The sequence below is a fragment of the Kutzneria sp. NPDC052558 genome, from assembly GCF_044547355.1.
GTDB lineage: Bacteria > Actinomycetota > Actinomycetes > Mycobacteriales > Pseudonocardiaceae > Kutzneria.
Map to the genome: position 1 here is coordinate 46,226 of NZ_JBIUAG010000039.1, position 20,106 is coordinate 66,331.

General features: G+C 70.7%; 11 protein-coding genes and 1 riboswitch. Of the genes, 6 read left to right on the forward strand and 5 right to left on the reverse strand.

Annotated features, from left to right (window positions below; translation table 11 throughout):
• Positions 1-65 precede the first annotated feature (65 nt).
• A riboswitch (guanidine-I (ykkC/yxkD leader) is annotated at positions 66-167 on the forward strand.
• Between the two features lie 53 nt (positions 168-220).
• From ACIG5F_RS42470 to ACIG5F_RS42485, 4 genes are read left to right on the forward strand one after another with little or no spacing between them, the layout of a single operon-like run.
• Entirely contained in the window at positions 221-1,747 is a 1,527-nt protein-coding gene (locus ACIG5F_RS42470) for an amino acid permease (RefSeq protein WP_396525904.1), read from the forward strand.
• Complete coding sequence (locus ACIG5F_RS42475) at positions 1,744-2,442, forward strand: DUF1989 domain-containing protein (protein ID WP_396525905.1); 699 nt, start codon at positions 1,744-1,746, stop codon at positions 2,440-2,442. The genes ACIG5F_RS42470 and ACIG5F_RS42475 overlap by 4 nt, the downstream gene beginning before the upstream one ends.
• A complete protein-coding gene (locus tag ACIG5F_RS42480) occupies positions 2,439-3,053 on the forward strand; it encodes an urea amidolyase associated protein UAAP2 (RefSeq protein ID WP_396525906.1) in 615 nt (204 codons plus the stop codon). Before ACIG5F_RS42475 ends, ACIG5F_RS42480 begins: the two co-directional genes overlap by 4 nt.
• The gene (locus ACIG5F_RS42485) at positions 3,050-5,080 is read left to right on the forward strand and encodes a 5-oxoprolinase/urea amidolyase family protein (RefSeq protein ID WP_396525907.1); all 2,031 of its coding nucleotides are present in this window, start codon (positions 3,050-3,052) and stop codon (positions 5,078-5,080) included. The genes ACIG5F_RS42480 and ACIG5F_RS42485 overlap by 4 nt, the downstream gene beginning before the upstream one ends.
• A 25-nt stretch (positions 5,081-5,105) precedes the next feature.
• Here the strand turns inward: ACIG5F_RS42485 and atzF are convergent, their stop codons facing one another.
• Together atzF and ACIG5F_RS42495 are read right to left on the reverse strand one after the other, a co-directional pair.
• On the reverse strand, positions 5,106-6,803 hold the full coding sequence (gene atzF / locus ACIG5F_RS42490; protein ID WP_396525908.1) for an allophanate hydrolase: 1,698 nt from the start codon (positions 6,801-6,803) through the stop codon (positions 5,106-5,108).
• A 98-nt stretch (positions 6,804-6,901) separates the two neighbouring features.
• Complete coding sequence (locus ACIG5F_RS42495; RefSeq protein ID WP_396525909.1) at positions 6,902-7,153, reverse strand: hypothetical protein; 252 nt, start codon at positions 7,151-7,153, stop codon at positions 6,902-6,904.
• A gap of 211 nt (positions 7,154-7,364) precedes the next feature.
• Here ACIG5F_RS42495 and ACIG5F_RS42500 point away from each other — a divergent pair, with 211 nt between their 5' ends.
• Positions 7,365-10,910, forward strand: a complete 3,546-nt coding sequence (locus ACIG5F_RS42500) for a choice-of-anchor D domain-containing protein (protein ID WP_396525910.1) — start codon at positions 7,365-7,367, stop codon at positions 10,908-10,910.
• Between the two features lie 945 nt (positions 10,911-11,855).
• Positions 11,856-13,010, forward strand: a complete 1,155-nt coding sequence (locus ACIG5F_RS42505) for a DUF222 domain-containing protein (protein WP_396525911.1) — start codon at positions 11,856-11,858, stop codon at positions 13,008-13,010.
• Positions 13,011-13,121: 111 nt separating this feature from the next.
• On the opposite strand, the gene ACIG5F_RS42510 is transcribed toward ACIG5F_RS42505, so the two are convergent.
• Genes ACIG5F_RS42510 through ACIG5F_RS42520 form a run of 3 tightly spaced genes read right to left on the reverse strand, consistent with a single transcriptional unit; the run spans position 13,122 to position 20,097 of the window.
• The gene (locus ACIG5F_RS42510) at positions 13,122-14,291 is read right to left on the reverse strand and encodes a cytochrome P450 (protein ID WP_396525912.1); all 1,170 of its coding nucleotides are present in this window, start codon (positions 14,289-14,291) and stop codon (positions 13,122-13,124) included.
• Positions 14,288-15,319, reverse strand: coding sequence for a condensation domain-containing protein (locus tag ACIG5F_RS42515; protein WP_396525913.1), 1,032 nt, complete (start codon positions 15,317-15,319; stop codon positions 14,288-14,290). The genes ACIG5F_RS42510 and ACIG5F_RS42515 overlap by 4 nt, the downstream gene beginning before the upstream one ends.
• Entirely contained in the window at positions 15,316-20,097 is a 4,782-nt protein-coding gene (locus ACIG5F_RS42520) for an amino acid adenylation domain-containing protein (RefSeq protein ID WP_396525914.1), read from the reverse strand. Before ACIG5F_RS42520 ends, ACIG5F_RS42515 begins: the two co-directional genes overlap by 4 nt.
• Positions 20,098-20,106: the final 9 nt, after the last annotated feature.

Consider the following 20,106-nt stretch of genomic DNA (forward strand, 5'->3'; position numbering starts at 1 on the left):
GTGTTCACACGGCCGACCCGATCGCGACACGGCCGGCCGGTGCACTTGTGGCGACCCGCGGCAGCGCGGGGCGCGTCTAGGGTTCCGCCGCGAACGCGGGTCTGGTCCGAGAGACGCAGGCGGTCCGCGTCGGGACCGTTCCACGGCGGGAGAAAAGCCCGGGAGGCCATTGGCCCCGGACTGCGCGCGTGGGCGGGGCCCGCACAACGCGGAGGCTGTCGTGAGCGTGACACCCATCGACGTGGAGCCCGAGTCCGCCGCGGACGCCGGGGACCTGTCCACCTTCGGCTACGGCCAACAACTGCGCCGCAAGATCGGCGGCTACGGCTCGTTCGCCGCCGGCTTCTCCTTCGTCTCCATCCTGACCACCGTGTTCCAGCTGTTCTTCTTCGGCTTCGGCTTCGGCGGCCCGGCGTTCTTCTGGACCTGGCCGATCGTCCTGATCGGACAGTTGCTGGTCGCGCTGTGCTTCGCCGAGCTGGCCGCCCGCTACCCGATCTCGGGCGCGATCTACCAGTGGGCCACCCGGCTGGGCGGCCGGATCTGGGGCTGGACCGCCGGATGGCTGATGATGGTGGCCCAGGTGGTGACGCTGGCCGGCGCGGCGATCGCGTTGCAGGTGGTGCTGCCGCCGGTGTGGTCGGGATTCCAGCTGGTGCCCGGCGACAGCTCGCTGACCAGCCCGACCGGCGCCGCCAACGCCGTCGTGCTCGGCGTGCTTCTGTTATGTGTCACCACGGCGGTGACGGCGACCGGTGTGCGGCTGATGTCGGTGATCAACAGTGTCGGGGTGACGTGCGAGCTGGTCGGCGTGGCGCTGCTGTGTGTCGCGCTGTTCTCCCACGCCGAACGCGGCCCCCAGGTCGTGTTCCAGGCCCAGGGCACCGCCGGGCACAGCTACCTGTGGTCGTTCGCGGTGTCGGGGTTGATGGCGGCGTACGTGCTGGTCGGGTTCGACAGCGCCGGTGAACTGTCCGAGGAGACCCGGGATCCGCGCCGCACCACCCCGCGCACGATCATCCGGGCGGTGCTGGTGTCCGGTCTCGGCGGCGCGCTGATGTTGCTGGCCACGCTCATGGCGGCCGGCAGCGTGACCGACGGCAGCCTCGGCGATCCGGCCCGTGGCTTGCCGTTCGTGCTGACCGACCGGCTCGGCGAGACGCTGGGCTCGGTGTTCCTGATCGACGTCGCCATCGCGGTTTCCGTGTGCACGCTGGCCATTCAGACCGCCGCCACCCGCATGGTGTTCTCCATGTCGAGGGACGGCGTGCTGCCGTTCTCCGCCGGCCTGGCCACCGTCAACCCGCGCACCGGCACGCCGGTCCGGGCGTCGGTCCTCGTCGGGGTGCTGGCGGCGGCGCTGCTGCTGGTGAACGTCGGCAATCCGGCCCTGTTCACCACGATCGCCAGCGTCTGCATCATGTTGCTGTACTTGGCCTATCTCATGGTGACGCTGCCGATGCTGGTCCGTCGGCTGCGCGGCGGCCTGCCGTCTCGACCGGGCGAGTTCAGCCTGGGCCGGTGGGGCGTGGTGGTCAACGTGCTCGCGGTCGCGTGGGGCGCGCTGATGGCCATCAACCTCGGCTGGCCCCGGGACGAGGTGTTCGATCCGACCGGCGGGCACCTCTATCTCCTGTGGTTCGCGCCGCTGTTCCTGATCGGCGCCCTCGCCGTCGGCGCCTTGGCCTACCTGACCCGGACCCGTCGGCTGGCTCTGCCGGTGCTGGCCCTGGACGTCGCCGAATGAGCGATGTGCTTGTCTCCCATGAGATCCCGGCCGGCGCCGCGTGGTCGGTGCTGGTGCGCGCCGGCCGTGAACTCCGGCTCACCGCCCTCGGGCCCGGGGCCAACTGCTCGACGCTGCTGTTCGCCGCGCACCACCCGGTCGATCGACTGAACGTGCCGGACACGTTGAAGGCGCAGATGTCGGCGGTGATCCGGCCGCCGATGGTGCTGATGTCCGACCGTGGCCTGGCCCTGTGTTCGGTCACCGGGTCATCGCTGGCGTGGCACGACGCGTTGTGCGGCCACTCGACCGATGCCCACGTGGGTCCGTCCAGCTACCAGCAGGACGGCAACAACTGGCGTCGGTCCGCCCGTACCGGCCTGCTGTCCGAGCTGCGCAAGCACGGCCGGGACACGGCGGACCTGCACGGGTGCGTCAACTTCTTCGCCAAGGCTGCCACTTCCGATGACGCGGCCGGATCTTTGAGTTTCGAACCCGATCACGCTCTGGCCAACGACTGGGTGGCGCTGCGGGCCGAGATCGACGTGTTGGCGGTGCTGTCGACGGCGCCCCACCCGCTGGATCCCCGATGGAATCCGCAACCGGTGCGGGTCGAGGTGCTGTCCATCCCACCGGCCGGACCGGACGACCCGTCGTGGGCGTTTCGGGCCGAGAGCGAACGGGCCCTGCTGCTGGCCAAGGAGGTGCTGGCGTGACCGAGAATCCCGTGCTGGACACGGTTGTCGACGCGGGCGACGGTTTCCTCGGCGCCATCCCGGCCGGCGGCACGTTCCGCATCGTCGACCTGCACGGCAACCAGGCCGTGGACACGCTGTTCTACGACGCCGCCGACATCGACAACCGGTACAGCGCCTTCGACACCATCCGCGAACAGGGCGCGGTCTACCTCACCACCGGCTCGCGCCTGCTCTCGACCCGTCTGGACCTGCTGGCCACGATCACCGACGACACCTGCGGCCGGCACGACACCGTCGGCGGCGCGTGCGCGCAGGAGTCCAATGTGGTCCGTTACGGCGAGCACACCCGCCACCAACACGCCTGCCGCGAAACCTTTCTCCGCTACGGCGCCGCCGCCGGCATCGACGCCCGCCACCTCGGCCACAACATCAATTTCTTCATGAACGTGCCGCTCACCGCCGCCGGCGGCCTCACCTTCGCCGACGGCGTCTCCGCGCCCGGCAAACACGTCCAGATCCGCGCCGAACGCGACCTGCTGGTGCTGATCAGCAACTGCCCGCAAATCAACAACCCCTGCAACGGCTGGAACCCCACACCCGTGCGGCTCCTGGGCTGGTGGTCCCCGTGACCGCTGTCTTGCGAGCTACCACCCTGACGGTGCTCTCGGCCGGCACGCAGACCACCGTGCAGGATCTTGCCGGCCGTGGCGGCATGTGGGACGTCGGCGTGCCGCCGTCCGGCGCATGGGACGACTTCTCCTTCGGCCTGGCCAATGTCGCGGTGGGCAATGCGCCGTGGGCCGCCGGCCTGGAGGCCGTGGCGACCGGCCCCGTGGTGCGTTTCGACCGGCGGGCCACCATCTGCGTCACCGGCGCGGCCCATCAGGCCACAGTGGACGGTCGTCCCCTGGCCGCGGGCATGGTCACGGTCGTCGCCCCCGGCTCGGTCGTCGACCTCGGCCCGTGCGGAGGGCCCGGTTTCCGGTCCTATCTCGCCGTCGGCGGCGGCATCGCCGTGCCCCCGGTTTTCGGCAGCCGCGCGACCTTCCTGCTCGGCAAGTTCGGCGGGCTGGACGGCCGAGCCCTGGAACCGGGCGACGCCCTTACCTTGGGCCGCGAGGAAAACCTCAGCGCCCCCGTGGACGTCGCCTCCGTGCTGCCATCCTTGAGTCCGATGTGGACTGTCCGCGTGCTGGCCGGCCCCCACGGCGCCCCCGAGCACCTCACCCCCGCCGGCGCTTCGGACCTGCTGGCCGCCACCTGGACCGTCGACCACCGCGCCGACCGCACCGGCGTCCGTCTCGTCGGCCCGCGCCCCCAGTGGGCCCGGTCCGACGGCGGCGAGGCCGGCCTGCACCCGTCCAACATCCACGACAGCGCCTATCCCATCGGCGGCATCATGCTGTCCGGCGACACTCCCGTCGTCGTCGGTCCCGACGGCCCCAGTCTCGGCGGCTTCGTCGTGCCGTTCACCGTCATCCGCGCCGACCGCTGGGTGTTCGCCCAGGCCCGCCCCGGCGACTCCGTGCGCCTCGTCCTGGTGTCCCCCGACGAGGCCGACGCCGTCAACTCCGCCCGCGACACCCTCCTCACCGACCCCACCGCCGCCATCTCCGAGGCGTTCGAACGCTCCCTGGCCCGCGTCCCCACCCCACGCCCGGCCACGCCCAGCATCCGGCCCGAGCTGCTCCGGGACCACGGCCTGCTGCTGTCCCGCGCGGCCACCGCCCATGCCCCGGCGATCGTGGTCCGCCGGGCCGGTGATCACCATGTGCTGCTGGAGGCCGGTCCCCCGGCGCTCGACCTCGACGTGCGGATGTGGGTGCACCTGCTGGCCAACGCCCTCCGCGGGGCGGCGGTCGCCGGTGTCCGGGAGATCGTCGAGGGCGTGCGGTCGCTGCTGGTCCGGGTCGACCCGAGCGCCTGTCCCCTGCCGCACCTGGCGCAGACGCTGCACGAGCTGGCCGCGGACGTCCCCGACCCGACGACCGTCACCCTCGACGTGCGGGAAGTGACCCTGCCGATCGCGTTCGACCATCCCGCGGCCCACGAGGCGATGGCCCGCTACGCCCGATCGGTCCGCCCGGACGCGCCCTGGTGCCCCGACAACGTCGAGTTCATCCGCCGTGTCAACGCCCTCGACGAACGAGCCGACGTCTTCGACATCGTGCGGGCGGCGACCTACCTGGTGGTCGGCCTCGGCGACGTCTACCTCGGCGCGCCGGTGGCCATCCCCATCGATCCCCGCCACCGCCTCGTCACGACCAAGTACGACCCGGCTCGCACCTGGACCCCGCAGAACGCCGTCGGCATCGGCGGCGTCTACCTCTGCGTCTACGGCATGGAGGGCCCCGGCGGCTACCAGCTGGTCGGCCGCACTGTCCCGGTATGGCGGCACGTCCCCGGCTCCGATGAGCGACCGTGGCTGCTGCGCCAGTTCGACCGGCTGCGCTTCCGTCCGGTCGGCGTCGACGAGCTGGCCGACCTCCGCGCCGACATCCTCGCCGGACGATCCACATTGGACACTCGCCCGGCCCGGTTCGGCCTGTCCGAGATCGCCGACCTGGAACGGGATCACGGCGAGGAGATCAGCCGCTTCCGCACGGCCCGCGAAGCCGCGTTCACCGCTGAGCGGGACCGCTGGCGAAGGCAGTGACGCCTTCGCCAGCCCGGTCCCCTACCTAACGATCGCCCAGATACGCCATCCACGACCCGTACCGGGTGATGTCCACCCCGCCAGCGGCCGTCTCCGGATCGCAGTGGAAGCCCAGGACCTGTTCCCCGTCCGCCAGCACGATCCGCCCCAACGCCATCGGCGCCGGCAGCCCCGCCAGGAACCGGCCGAGCCCGGCCGCCGACAACGTCCACCGCTCCCCCGCCAACGACGCCCCGCCGGCGGAGTCCCGCACCACCCCGGGCTTCGCCGGCTCGGTCGGCAACGCGACCATCCGATACTCCGGAGAAGTCCTGACCTCGCCGGCAAAACGCCCGCCCAACTCGGTCAGCTGGCTAGTGAGCGGCTGCCCCCGCAGATGCGCCCCGAACACCACCAGATCAACGCCGCCGCCCGGATACACGTCATCCACCGGCTCACCGGTCAGCAGCGCGGCAACGTCGATCCCGACCTGGTCGTCGAACGCCCGCGTGATGACGCTGACCCCGAACGGCCCGCCGTCCGCGTCCCCGGCCGGCACCGCCACCGCCGCCAGATCCAGCAGGTTCACGAAGTTGGTGTACGTCCCCAGCCGCGAGTTCACGCCGACCGGATCGGCCGCCACCTCGGCCAGCGTCGGATGCCCGACCGTGGTCGGCAGCAGCAACGCGTCGTGCGCCGCGAACACCGCCCGCGCCCCGGCCCGATAGCCGTCCAGGCGTTCGAGATCGGCGGCCAGCCGGTGCGCCGGAATGTCCCGCGCGGCCCGGATGATCCCCGCCACCACCGGATTCGCGTCGACGGGCTCAGTGTCGAGGAACGCCCCGACCGCCGCGTACCGCTCCGCCACCAGGGCGCCGTCGTAGAGCAGACTCGCCGCTTCCAACAGCGGCGCGATGTCGATGACCGTGATGACCGCCCCCTCGGACCGCAGCCGCTCCACCGCGTCAGCAAAGGCAACCCGCGCGGCCGTCGACAGCGGAGCCAACCCGGCCTCATCCGGCACCGCCACCCGCACCGCCGGCGACGCCCCGAACCGCGCATCCGCCGGCCAGTCCCGACTGCCGGAATCCCCGGCCTCGGGCCCGGTCATCACGGCCAGCGCCGGCAACCCCGAACCCAGCGTGCGAGCGAAAACCGTGACGCAGTCATAAGGACGGGCCGCCGGCACCACCCCGGCGGTCGGCACCAGCCCCCGAGTCGGCTTCAACCCGACGATGCCGTGCAGCGCGGCCGGAACCCGCCCGGAACCGGCGGTGTCCGTGCCCAGCGCGAAATCGACGATGTCCAGCGCCACCACCACGGCCGACCCCGAACTCGACCCGCCGGAGATCCGGTCCGCCAGCTCCGCGTGCCGCACCGCGCCGTACGGGCTGCGCGTGCCGACCAGCCCCGTCGCGAACTGGTCCAGGTTGGTCTTCCCCAGACACAACGCCCCCACCGCCAGCAACCGCGCCACCGCCGGGGCGTGCCGACTCGGCTGGTAGGCGTAGGACGGACAGGCCGCCGTGGTGGGCAGTCCCGCCACGTCGATGTTGTCCTTCACCGCGAACACCGACCCGGCCAGCGGCAACCGCTCCCCGCCGGCCACCCGTTCGTCGAGGCTTTTGGCCTCTGCCAGCACATCCTCCTCCGGACGGAGCGTGATCCACGCTTCCGGCCGGTCGGTCTCCCCGAGCCGGCGATAGGCGGCACGGACGCGATCGGTGGCGGTCGAGGTGCTCATGCTGCCTTCCAGGGCTGGGAAACGGTGAACGCTTCGATGATGCCACTGTGGACCGCGGCAACCGACTCTATGTGGGAATGCCGACTTCCCCCGGAGCCCTAGCGCCCGCTCGGCCGGGCCAGGCCGAGGCGGTCCCGCTGTGTCCGGCCGCTGTGCTCGGTGCGGAACCGGCCCTTGGACCCGACATGGTCGATGAACGCGGCCAGCTCGCATGGGTGGCCGCGCGTTGTCGAGCCGGCGTCGATCAGTCCACTGTGGTCGGTCACCGCGGCCGGCGCCGACCGCACCGAGATCGAGTCGGACCGGGTCCGCGGCGGACGGGTGACCCGAGCCGCGCCCCCGGTCGACACCCCTCGTGACCGGCTGATCCGATTTACGTAGTGTCAATTTCTTGCATTCACTTGTAACCACTTACGTGTGAATGCTCGACATATTGCGCGATCATGTCGTCGGGATTACGGTCCAGAACACCTGTCCCTGCTCGGAGTTCCGCCGTATCAGCCGCTCAGGTCGAGCTGTCGACGCCGTTGTCCAGCCATCCCTGCCGAGAGTGAGCGCACCATGGTCCGACTCATCACACGTCTGCGCCGCACAATGGCCATCGCGACGGGCGCCGCCCTGATCGCCGCCGGCGTCGCCACCGTGACCGCCCCGTCCGCGATCGCCGCCACCGGAGGCGGCGGCGCCACCCTGCCCTACGTCGAGGTGCAGGCGGAGAACTCCGCCACCAACGGCACCGTGATCGGCCCCAGCTACACCCAGGGGCAACTGGCCGACGAGGCGTCCTACCGCAAGGCCGTGACCCTGCAAGGCACCGGCAAGAACGTCACCTTCACCACGCCGGTCGCCACCAACACCATCAACTTCCGTTACAGCATCCCGGACACCGGCGGCGGCTCGGTCTACACCGCGCCGCTGTCGCTGTACGTCAACGGGGCCAAGCAGGCCGACTTCACCCTGACCAACGCCTACAGCTGGTACTACGGCAGCTACCCGTTCACCAACACCCCGGGCAGCAACCCGCACCACTTCTACGACGAGGCCCACCGGCTGTTCACCACCACCTACCCGGCCGGCACCACCTTCACCCTCCAGGTCGACGCCGGGGACACCGCGTCCTCCTACACGATCGACTTCGCCGACTTCGAGCAGGTCGGGCCGGCCCCGTCCCAGCCGGCCGGCTCGGTCTCGGTGACCAGCCAGGGCGCGGACTCCACCGGCGGGGCCGACGCCACCGCCGCCTTCAACGCCGCGATCAGCGCCGCCGGCGCCGGCGGCACGGTGTGGATTCCGCCGGGCACCTTCAAGATCCCCGGCCACATCGCCGTCAACAACGTCACGATCGCCGGCGCCGGCATGTGGTACTCGACGGTCACCGGAACCGCGCCCGGCTTCTACGGCAACTCCGCGCCCTCCGCGAGCACCGGCGTGCACCTGCAGAACTTCGCCATCTTCGGCGACGTCCAGGAGCGCTGCGACAGCTGCCAGGTCAACGGCATCGGCGGCGCGATGAGCAACTCCACCGTCAGCAACCTGTGGATCGACCACATGAAGGTCGGCGCGTGGATGGACGGCCCGATGACCGGCCTGACGTTCAGCGGCATGCGCATCCGCGACACCACGGCCGACGGCGTCAACTTCCACGGCGGCGTCACGAACTCGTCGGTCACCAACAGCGACTTGCGCAACACCGGCGACGACGGCCTGGCCACCTGGGCCGACGCCGCCATCGGCGCGGACGCCAACGACTCGTTCACCAACAACACCGTGCAGTTGCAGATCCTGGCCAACGGCATCGCGATCTACGGCGGCCACGACAACACCGTCAGCGGCAACCTGGTCAAGGACAGCGGCATCAGCCAGGGCGGCGGCATCCACGTCGGCCAGCGCTTCACCTCCACGCCGGTCGGCACCACCACCATCGCCAACAACACGTTGATCCGCAACGGAAGTCTCGACCCCAACTGGCAGTTCGGGGTCGGCTCGCTGTGGTTCGACGGCAGCCAGGGCGCGATCACCGGCCCGATCAACGTGACCAACGCGCTGATCCAGCAGAGCCCGTTCGAGGCGATCCAGTGGGTCGAGGGCACGGTCAGCGGCGTCAACCTCAACAACGTCACCATTTCCGGCGCCGGCACCTTCGCCTTCCAGGAGCAGACCGGCGGCTCCATGTCCGCGACCAACGTCGTGGCCACCGGCATCGCGCAGAACCCGCCCAGCTACAGCTGCGAGGGCGGCAACTTCACGATCACCGACAACGGCGGCAACTCCGGCTTCACCCCGACCCAGTGCGGGGCCTTCCCGGCGCCGGTCTACCCGCCGTACCCGCCCGAGGGCGTCACGACCGCGCCGAGCGCCCTGAACTTCGGGGCGGTGGCGACCGGCGCGACCAGCGCCCCGCAGACCGTCACGGTCTCCAACCCGACCGGCGCGGCCGCATCGGTCTCCGGCATCTCGATCAACGGTGACTTCGCGCAGACCAACACCTGCGGGTCGTCCATCCCGGCCAACGGATCGTGCTCGGTCAGCGTCACCTTCAAGCCGACGGCGGCCGGCAGCCGCGCCGGGACCCTGACCGTCAATGCCGGCGGCGTCACCAACACCGTCAGCCTCTCGGGCACAGGCACCGCCCCCGGACCGGTGCTCGGCGCCAACCCTGCGAGCCTGTCCTTCCCCGGCACGGTTGTCGGCTCGACGGCGACCGCGCAAACCGTGACCGTGACCAACAGCGGCACCACGGCGGCGACCGTGTCCGCCGTCTCGGTGACCGGGGACTACAGCCAGACCAACAACTGCGGCACGATCGCGGTCGGCGGCTCCTGCGCCGTGACGGTCTCGTTCAAGCCCACCACCGGCGGCGCGCGCAACGGCGCGGTCACGATCACCAGCAACGCCAACAACAGTCCCACCTCCATCGCCCTGTCCGGCACCGGCATCGACAGCACCACCAACATCGCCGCCGGCCGGCCGGCGTCCGCGAGCTCGACCAACGGCACGTTCGGCGCGGCCAACCTCACCGACGCGGACGCCTCCACGTACTGGGAGAGCGCGAACGGCGCGTTCCCCCAGTGGGCCCAGGTCGACCTCGGGTCGAGCTACAGCGTCGGCAAGGTGGTCCTCAAGCTGCCGCCGTCGACCGCGTGGGGCGCCCGCACGCAGACCCTGTCCGTGCAGGGGTCGACCGACGGCTCCACCTTCGGCACCATCGTCGGCTCGGCCGGCTACACCTTCGACCCGACCGCCAACAACAACACCGTCACCATCACCTTCCCGGCCGCCACCGCGCGGTACGTGCGGGTGAACATCACCGCCAACACCGGCTGGCCGGCCGGGCAGCTCTCGGACTTCGAGGTCTTCCCCAGCGGCAGCGGCGGCACCGGAACCACCCTGTCGGTCGCGCCCTCCTCGCTGACCTTCGCCAGCCAGGCGGTCAACACCACCAGCCCGGCCCAGTCGGTGACGGTGACCAACACCGGCGCCACGGCCGCGACCATCTCCGGCATCACCGCGTCCGGTGACTTCGCGCAGGCCAACACCTGCGGGACGTCGATCGCCGCCGGCGGGTCCTGCACCGTCACCGTCGCCTTCACCCCGACGGCGTCCGGCACCCGCGTCGGCACCCTCACGATCACCAGCAACGCCAGCAACAGCCCCACCACCGTCGCCCTCACCGGCACCGGAGCCGGCGGCGGCAACACCAACCTCGCCTCGGGCAAGCCGACCAGCGAGTCCAGCCACACCCAGACCTACGCCTCCGCCAACGTGACCGACAACAACCAGGACAGCTACTGGGAAAGCGCCAACAACGCGTTCCCGCAGTGGGTGCAGGTCGATCTCGGCTCCGCCGCGAGCGTCAGCCGCGTCGTCCTCCAGCTGCCCGCCTCGTGGGGCTCGCGCAGCCAGACCCTGTCCGTGCAGGGCAGCTCCGACGGCAGCACCTTCAGCACCCTCAAGGCATCGGCCGCCTACACCTTCGATCCCGCCGGCAACAACACCGTCACCATCACCTTCACCGCCGCCACCACGCGGTACGTGCGGGTGAACTTCACCGCCAACACCGGCTGGCCCGCCGGCCAGCTGTCGGAGCTCCAGGTCTGGAACTCCTGACCCGGTGACAGAATGCACGGCACCCTCCACTGTGGAGGGTGCCGTGCCTGCATTCCGGTCACCCGCACGATGCGCTCCACCACGACGTCGACGTCCTCGGCCGTGGCCCGGGAATCGAGCAGGCACAACCGAAGCCAGCCGTTGCCCTGAACCGGGAACACATGGTCGACACGGGCCAGCAAGCGCACAATCCGCTCGCTGCCGCTCGCCAGCCGGAACATCACCGACGGCAGCGACGTTGCCGTTTGGTGCCCACCCGCAGGTGCGGGTGGGCACCCTATCTGCCGCCGACAGGAACTCCGCTCACCGGATTCGAGCCCCGCTCCTCACCATCCGACTCCATCCAGATCTCGACTGGCTCGGTTGTCGTCGAACCACAGCCCGACCCCACGCCACCGACTTCGGCCCGCCTGTGCCTACACCGTGGCCAGGGACTCTTGCCCACCCCTGCCCGTTGCCGGCAAGGCCATCGCCCGCCGGATCCGGTCCCTCCTCCTCATCTGCCACCTCCTTGCCACTTGAGCCCCGGTTGCCGCGAGTCAGGTGGGTGGCGGGGTCCGTAGCGCGGTGGCGGGAGGGTGGGTGGCGGGAGGGTGGGTGGCGGGGTCCGTAGCACGGTGGCGGGAGGGTGGGTGGTGCGGTTTACAGAGGGCTTGGGACGTGGGAGGGGGGTGGCGTTTGTTGTTTGCTTGCGGTTTGGGGGTGGGGGCGGCGAGTCAGGTGGGGGGCGGGGTTCGTGGCGCGGTGGCAGGGGGTGGGTGGTGCGGTTTACAGAGGGCTTGGGACGTGGGAGGGGCGTGGCTTTGGTTGTTTGCTTGCCGTTTGGGGGGTGGGCGCGTTGCTAGCTTGGAAAGCGCTTTCCTGAAGGAATCTTCAGGGTGGACACGATCGGGTAATCCTTGTCTGGCAAGGAGATTGGTGTCGAATGGGTGGTAAGATGGGGGTATGTCAGCGAACCCGGAAATGTTGGTCGACACCGAGAGGTGGCGACTGAGCGACGGGGGGCTGCGGGAACGCGGGAAGTGGCTGGAGGAGCGACGTAAGGCCGACTACCTGGAGCAGATCGAGGTCGTGCGGGAATGGTGGAACCGCACCAGCCGCACCAAGGATGACCGGGCCGCGATCGTGGCGGATCTGGCCCTGGGGTGGAACATCACCCGAGGTGAGGCTCGGGAGCTGGTCCGCTTTGCGGAACTGTTCCAACGCGATGCCGTTCGGGACGTGGCGCAGGAAGAGCAGCTCAGCAGGCAGCATCTGGTCATCATGGACAAGACGCTGGCTGAAGCGCCCGAGCCGGACCGGGATCGCGTTGAGGCAGCGCTGGTGGAACACGTGGCGACGCTTGACCTCGGCCAGTTCAAGGACGCCGCCCACCGGATCCTGCTGCTGCTCGACCAGGACGGCAAAGCCCCCGACGACCGGGAGTTGGCCCAGCCCACCCGAGAGCTGAACATCCGCAAACGCCACAACGGTGCGAAGATCGACGGCTTCCTCGACCTGGAAAGCACCGCGCTACTGGAGACCCTCGTCAGCGGCCTGGCCAAGCCGACCTCGGCCGATGACACCCGCACCACCCCGCAACGGCAAGGCGACGCGCTCGTCGAGATCCTCGAACTGGCGGCCGGCTGCAAGGACCTGCCCGAGGAGGGCGGGGAGAAGCCGCACATCGCCCTCACCATGCCCCTCAAGGACTTCCAGGAGCAGCGAGGCACTGCCGATCTGGAAGGCATGGGGCCGCTCAACGCCGCCTCCGTTCGGCGGATCGCCTGCGACAGCACAATCTTCCGGGTGGTGCTGGGAGCCAGGTCCGAAGTCCTCGACATCGGACGCGCGTCCCGGACAATCCCCAACGCGATACGGAGAGCACTGATCATCCGGGACAAGGGGTGCGCGTTTCCGGGATGTGGAAGGAAACCTCGGCAGTGCCACGCGCATCATGTGGTGGAATGGGCTGAGGGAGGGCTGACCAGCCTGGACAACCTGGTGTTGCTGTGCAGCGCCTGCCATCGGCTGATTCATCACAGCGGATGGACCGTGGAGATCCACCAAGGGCTGCCGGAGTTCAGCAGCGGCCGTGATCGGGATCCTTGGGCGGCCTGAGGTTGCGCATTGGGTGCGGTGCGGCGGACAGGGGACCATCGGACCAGGCCCACGCCGTCCCGCGCAGCGACTCGCCAACAGAAGGCAGGGCGGGGGGTTCGGCAGCGATGGCTAGGTCCAGCGGACCGGGAGGTGCTCTGCGCCGAGGATGTTCTCGTACTCGGTGAAGCGCAGGTCGTGGAAGGGAACGGCGAGTCGCAGGTCGGGGGAACGGCGGGCGAGGCTGGAGAACACCGCGCGGAGTTCGAGGCGGGCGAGAAGCCGGCCCGGGCAGAGGTGCGCGCCGTGGGCGAAGGCCAGGTGGGGGCGGGGCGGCGTCGCAAGGGAGAGGACATCGGGCTCGGCGAAGACGGCCGGATCGCGGTTGGCGGAGTCGAGCTGGATCAACACCCCCTCGCCGGCGGCGATGGGGTGGCCGCCGATGACGAGGTCGGCGGTCGCGACCCGCTGGCGGGCGCTGTGCGAGACAGTGATGTAGCGCAACAGTTCCTCAACCGCGTGGTCGACATCGACAAAGGCTAGGCGCGCAGGGGCGCTGCCGAGGAGGGCGGCTACGGCGGAGGTGATCATGTAGGCGGTCGGGCCATGGCCGGCGAAGAAGAGGAGCTGAAGCATGGCGGCGGCGTCGGGGGCGGAGAGGCGGCCGGAGCGGACGTGCCGGGAAATGCGGCCGGCGAGGCCGAGGGTGGGGTGGGAGGCGACGAGAGACTGGAAGTAGTGGTCCATCTCGGCGAGGGCAGCGGCGGCCTGGTCGGGAGTGGCGGTGCGGGAGCCGATGGTGCGGCTCAAGGTGTGCAGGCGAGAGCGGTCGGCATGGCCGGCGCCGAGGAGATCGCAGACGACGGTGACGGCGACGGGAAGGGCGAAGTCGGCCATGAGGTCGGCGGGCTGGGGCAAGGCAAGGAAAGAATCGAGGGCGGCCTCGACGGTGAGCTCGATGGACGGCAGCAAGGCGGCGATGCGGCGGGGAGCGAACTCGGGGGCCAGGAGCTGTCGCTGAACGCGGTGATCAGCGTCGGGCCGCAGCGAATACGGCAGCACACGCTCGGCGCGGCGGGCGGACGAAGCGGAAACGTGGGGATAGCCGGGCGCGGTGGCGTCGGCGGACAGACGGGGATCTCGGAGGGCGGCGTTGACCTCCTCGTACCTGGTGACCAGCCACGGGGTGCTGCCGTCCCAGATGCGAACCCGAGTGATCGCGGGGAGTTCGCGGTACCGAGGCGGCGGATCCAACGGGCGCAAGGGATCGCGAGGCAGCGGATAGGTGGGAAGGTCGGTCACGGCAGCTCCTCGACGAGATCATCCAACAGTGTGTCGACCCAGGCGGCGTCGACGGAGTCGACGGCGTACTCGGCGCGGACGAAGGCGTCGTCGGCACGGATGGTCAACGGGAACTTGGCCGGGGCCGGGACATGGTGTTCGAGCGCTGGGGAGTCCAGGTGGAGCTGGCCGAGGGCGCCGTGAGGGTGGTAGACGAAATTGACCTGGGAAGGCGGGAAGGCGATGCCGTTGTGGTCGTGGGCGGCGGTGATGGCGGCGGAGACGTAAGCAGTGAGGTCGGCGGCGGTCAGGTCCACGACCAGAGGGACTGAGTGGACGAAGAAGCCGAGCATGAGGTGGGCTTCGGGACGGGAGCGGTTGGCGGTGGCCAGCCCGATGGTGAGGCGGGACTGGCCGGTGCGGCGGCCGAGAGCGCGGGCCAGGGCGGTCGCGAGGACGACGGAATTGGTGCGAGGGCCCGGATTCAGGCGGATCGGGCGGCAGGCCTCACCGGGGCCACGGGTGCCGGGAGCGGGGATCGGCAGCGTGATGGGTGCACCGGAAAGCCTTTGAGACCACCAGGAGTGCAGGTGCGCGATGGGTTGGTCCCGGTGCCACAGCGCCCAGTCGACGTACTGCCGGTCCAGCTCGGGCAACTCCACGCCCCGGTAGGCGGCGCTGAGGTCGTCGCAGAGGACTTGCCAGGACCAGGCGTCGGCGACGAGGAGATGCGCATGCACGACGAGTCTGTTGTCGGACAAGGACAAGCGGAGCAGGGGCCCGGTGGTGAGATCGAACGGCTCCGGGGTGAACTCGGCCGAGCGCACGGGGATGTCCATTGCGGACAGAATGCGTTGACCGTCGCCGTAGACGGTGCGAAGGGGCTCATGGCGTTGCACAAGGGCATCGACGGCGCGTTGTAGGCGGTCGGGATCCACGCCAGACACCGAGAACGAGCGGACGGTGCTCTGGAGGAGGCGGGTGGGGTCGGCGGCGTGCAGGCGGACGACGTGTTCCTGAGCCGAGGACAGGGGGTACCAGTCGGTCAACGGGGCCGCCGAGGCAAGAGCTGGAACGTATCGGCGGCAGCGACGACTTGCGCCAGCTCGGCGACGGTGGGGCTGGCGAACACCGAGGCCAAGGGCACGTCGCGGCCGAGGCGAGCCAGCAACCGCAATGCCTGCAAGGAATGCAGGCCGAGGTCGAAGAGATTGTCGTGCACGCCGACGCGGTCCCGCCCGAGCAGCTCGGCGGCGATCTCGGCCAGGCGTGCCTCCTCGGTGGTGCGGGGCGGGACATGCCCGGCAGCCGGCGGGGCGGTGCGGGGAAGCCGAGAGCGGTCGACCTTTCCGTTGGGGGTCAAGGGAAAGGAGGGCAGGGCGTGGATGACGGCCGGCACCAAGGAAGCCGGCACGAATGCGGCAAGGGCCCGCCGGAGTTGGGTGCCGTCGAGCTCGGGCACGACGTAGCCGTGCACGATGAGCTCGCCGTGGGCGTCACGGTCGGCGACCGCTTCGGCCGCGGAGACGCCGGGCAGCCGGGCCAGCGCCGCGCGCACCTCCCCCAGCTCGACCCGAACGCCCCGGATCTTCACCTGCTCGTCGCGGCGGCCGAGGTAGGCCAGCACGCCGCCGGGAAGCCACCGCCCCAGGTCACCGGTTCGGTAGAGCTGTCCGGGGCCGAAGGGGTTGGGCACGAACCGTTGGGCGGTAAGGGATGGATCACCGAGGTAGCCCTCGGCGAGGGTCGGCCCGCCGAGGCAGATCTCGCCTACCGCGCCAGGAGGGACCGGGCGGAGGTTCGAGTCCAGCACGGCGACGACGGTGTTCGGCAAGGCCGTGCCGATCGGAACCGGGTCCTCGGCTGCCAGCACCCGGTGCACGGCGCCGATCACCACGGCTTCGGTCGGACCATAAGCGTTGCGCAGCGCGGTGATTCCCCGCTCCAGCAAAGCGGCGACCGGCCCGGCCGGCATCACGTCGCCGCCGACCATGATGTCCTTCATGCCGTCGAAGACCTCGGGCGTGCGGGCGACCAATTCGCCGAACACCGCCGGGGTGAGGAAAGCGTGGCTTACCGGCTCCCGAACCGTCAAGTCGGGGGCCAAGAAGCTGACCGCCGCCCCGCTGGTCAGCGCACCCCAGATCTCGTAGACGGAGACGTCGAAGGTGCTGGCCGCGGCGGCCAGCATCCGGTCGCCCGGCCCGGTCTCGACCAGACCGGCGAACCGGGCCAGCAGCGCGGCATGCGACACGGCCACGGCCTTGGGGGTGCCGGTCGAGCCGGAAGTGTAGATGACGTAAGCGAGATCCGAGCCGGAGCCGACGACAGGCGGCAGCGGCGCGGGCAGGTCGTCCAGGGTGATCACGGTCCGGCCGGCGAAGCGCGGGGCCAGCTCCGCAGAGGTGACGACGGCAGTGGCGCGGCTGTCGTCGAGCAGCCACTGAAGCCGCGGCGACGGATCGGCGGGGTCCAGATTCAGGAAGGCCGACCGAGCCTTGAGCACACCCAGTTGCGCGACAACAAGATCCGGCCCCTTCGGCAGGCATACCGCGATCGCGCCGCCGGGATCGAGGGCGGCGGCCACGCGGTCGGCCCGGGCGACCAACTCGCCGTAGGTCAGGGGGCCGACAGCCGGGGCGTCCGGATCGCGTGTCGCCCAACCGTCCACCAACGACGGCAGCCAAGAAGCCTTCGCGGGCACGGAAACACCGACCTGGATGCTGCCGGGCCGCACCGGAAGCTCGGACAGGCGCAGGGATGGGTGGGCGACGATCGTCCGCAGCACATCGGTGTACTCGGACACGATGCCGTCGATGATCTCGGCGTCGAACAGGTCGGAGTCGATCTCCCACGCCAGCGTGATGCCGTGCAGGCCGGCCCGAGGGCTGGGGCCCAGGGTGTCGTCGGACCGCGGGGCGACGATGAGGTCGCCGTCGAGGCGGCTGATGTGGCCGGGCCGGGCGTAGCGCGGCACGGCGACCACGGCGAGGTCGAACTTGGCGGAGCCGTTGCTGACGCCCTGGATCAGGCTGGTGTCGAACGGAGCGCCGGCGAACGGCCCGAGCGGCGCCTCGTGCAGGCTGAACAGGGCCTGGATGAGCGGATTGGCGCCGGCGGCCGACCGGGACACCGGCGTGGTCCCCAGGATCTCCTCGAACGGCAGCTCCTGGTTGTCGTACACCCGAAAGGACATCTCCCGCACGCGGGCCACCAGCTCGGCGAAGGTCGGGTCGCCGTGGGTCCGGCCGCGGAACACCACGGTGTTCACGAACATGCCGATGACGTCCTCGACCTGCCGCCAGCGGCGATTGGCCACCGCCGACCCGACCAGCAGGTCGTCGGCGCCGGTGTAGCGCCGCAGCAGCACGAAGAACGCGGTCAGCAGCACGATGAACAGCGAGGCGTTGACGCGGTCGGCCAGGTCGACCAGCCGGCCGGCGAGCTCGGCGTCAATGTCGACACGGGGCGCGACGCCGCGGAACCGGCGCGGCCCGGTCAGCGGCCGGCGCGGCAGCGCCAGGACCGTGCTGGCCCCGTCGAGTTCCTTGCGCCAGAACGAACGCTGGGCCTCGGCTTCGGCGGTGCGGCACCAGGCGCGTTGCCATTCGGCGTAATCGTGGTAGTTCACGGTCAGCGGCGGCTGCCGACGTCCCCGATAACCGTCGAACAGCTCCCGCACGAACAGGTTGAACGACCAGCCGTCGTGCACGATGTGATGCTCCACGTGCACAAAGATGTGCTCGTCGGGGGCGAGTCGCGCCAGCAGCCACCGGACCGGCGGCCCCACGGCCAGGTCGAACGGCGCGCAAACGGTGTCGTGCACGATCCCGGCGAGTTGATCGTCCACAGTGTCCACCAGCGGCACCGTGACCGGCGCGGGCTCCATCGCCTCCACCTGGAGTTCCCCGCCCACCACGGGAAACCGGCAGCGCAGCACGTCGTGCCGGCGCACAAGCTCGGTCAGGCTCGCCTCGAACGCGGCGAGATCGAACTCGCCGTGGAACCGGAACACCGCCTGGGTGTTGTAGGCACAGGCGGACGGATTCAGCTCGTGCAGCAACCACACGCGTTCCTGGGCGAACGACGGCCGGCGCGACGACGCCGTTCGGGTCGGCCCCGGCTCACGGTCGCGCAGGCCGGCGGCGATGGCGGCGACGGTGCCGGCGTCGAGCACGGTGCTGAGGTCGACCTCCTTGCCGGTGGCCGTGCGGATGCGGGCCACGAGCTGGGCCGCCAGCAGCGAATGCCCGCCGAGCTCGAACAGGTTCTCGTCCCGGCCCAGCCCGTCCACGCCGAGCAGCTCGGCGGCGATGGCGGCGATCTCGCGTTCGACCGGGCCGCGCGGCGACTGCCGGCTCTCGCCGGTCGGCGCGGGCAGCGCCGACCGGTCGATCTTGCCGTTCACGGTGAGCGGCAGCTCGTCCAGCACCACCACCGTGTCCGGCACCAGATGCCGCGGCACCCGTGCCGACAGCAGCGCCCGCAGCTCGGGCCCGGTCCGAAGGCCGTCGGCGACGACGTAGCCGAGCAGCACATCCCCGGCGACCGCGGCGGCGACCTGCCCGACGCCGGGCAGACTCAGCAGCGCGGCCTCCACCTGCCCGAGCTCCAGCCGGACCCCGCGCACCTTGACCTGGTCGTCGGCGCGGCCGAGGAACTCGACCACGCCGTCGTCGCGCATCCGGCCGAGGTCGCCGCTGCGGTAGAGCCGGCCATCGGCATCGGTGACGAAGCGTTCCGCGGTGAGGTCGGGCCGGCCGAGATAGCCACGGCCGACGCCGGCCCCGCCGATGCAGATCTCCCCGGCCACGCCGGCCGGCACCGGCCGCAGTTCCTCGTCCACCACCACGATCCGATAGCCGGAAAGCGGTTTCCCGATCGGCACGCGCCCGGGCTCGTCCGGATCGCACACGTGCAGGGTGGCCGCGATGGTCGTCTCCGTCGGCCCGTATCCGTTGACCAGCAGGTGGCGGCCGCTCCACCGGCGAGCGGTCTCCGGCAGGCAGACGTCGCCCATGCTCATCACCACGCGGAGATCGGGAAAACCCGGCTCCAGCGTCCGCAGCACGGCGGCCGGCAACACGGCGTGGGTGATCCGCCGCTCGGTCAGCACCGCGGCCAGCGCCTCGCCCGACAGCTCGTCCGAGGAGATCGTCTCCAGGCGGGCCCCGGTCGGCAGCGCCATCAGCACGTCGAACAGGGCAGCGTCGTAGGACGGGTGGCAGAACTGCACCACTCGGTCGCCCGGGCCGACGCCGTCGCGCAGGAATTCCCGTTGCGCGTCGGCCAGATTGGCCACGCCGCCGTGCTCGACCATCACCAGCTTCGGCTCGCCGGTCGAACCGGACGTGCTGATCACGTACGCGAGGTCGCCGGGGGCGAGCTCGGCCGGCGACGTCCGCGCCGAGGGCGGAGCCGTGGCGTCGTGCAAGGTCAGTACCGAACCGGCCAGGTCCGACAGCCGGCGCCGCCACTGCTCGGGATGCTGAGGGTGCAGCGGCAGGTAGGCCGCGCCGACCCACCACACCGCCAGCGCCGCGCGGACGAAGTCCAGGCCCCGGTCCATGACCAGCGTGACCAGATCGCCCCGGCCGACCCCGGCCTCGCGCAGCCGCTCGGCCAGGTCGCAGACCTCCTGGGCCAGTCGGCCGTACGTGACCTCGACGGTGTCGTCGGCTATCGCCACCCGGTCCGCGTGCACGGCCCAGCTCTGGTCGATCATGGCGGTGATCGGCCGCCATCCCCGGTTCGCCGTCGGGCCCGTCGACCGGGACGGCCGCGCGGCCCGCAGTGTGGCCAGGAGCTGCTGGTATTCCGGGTGCATAGTGCCGCC

Bases quoted from the DNA above. Each gene is read 5' to 3' on its own strand.
- ACIG5F_RS42475 (WP_396525905.1), top strand. From the start codon at position 1,744: ATGAGCGATGTGCTTGTCTCCCATGAGATCCCGGCCGGCGCCGCGTGG.
- atzF (WP_396525908.1), bottom strand. From the start codon at position 6,803: ATGAGCACCTCGACCGCCACCGATCGCGTCCGTGCCGCCTATCGCCGG.
- ACIG5F_RS42500 (WP_396525910.1), top strand. From the start codon at position 7,365: ATGGTCCGACTCATCACACGTCTGCGCCGCACAATGGCCATCGCGACG.
- ACIG5F_RS42505 (WP_396525911.1), top strand. From the start codon at position 11,856: ATGTCAGCGAACCCGGAAATGTTGGTCGACACCGAGAGGTGGCGACTG.
- ACIG5F_RS42520 (WP_396525914.1), bottom strand. From the start codon at position 20,097: ATGCACCCGGAATACCAGCAGCTCCTGGCCACACTGCGGGCCGCGCGG.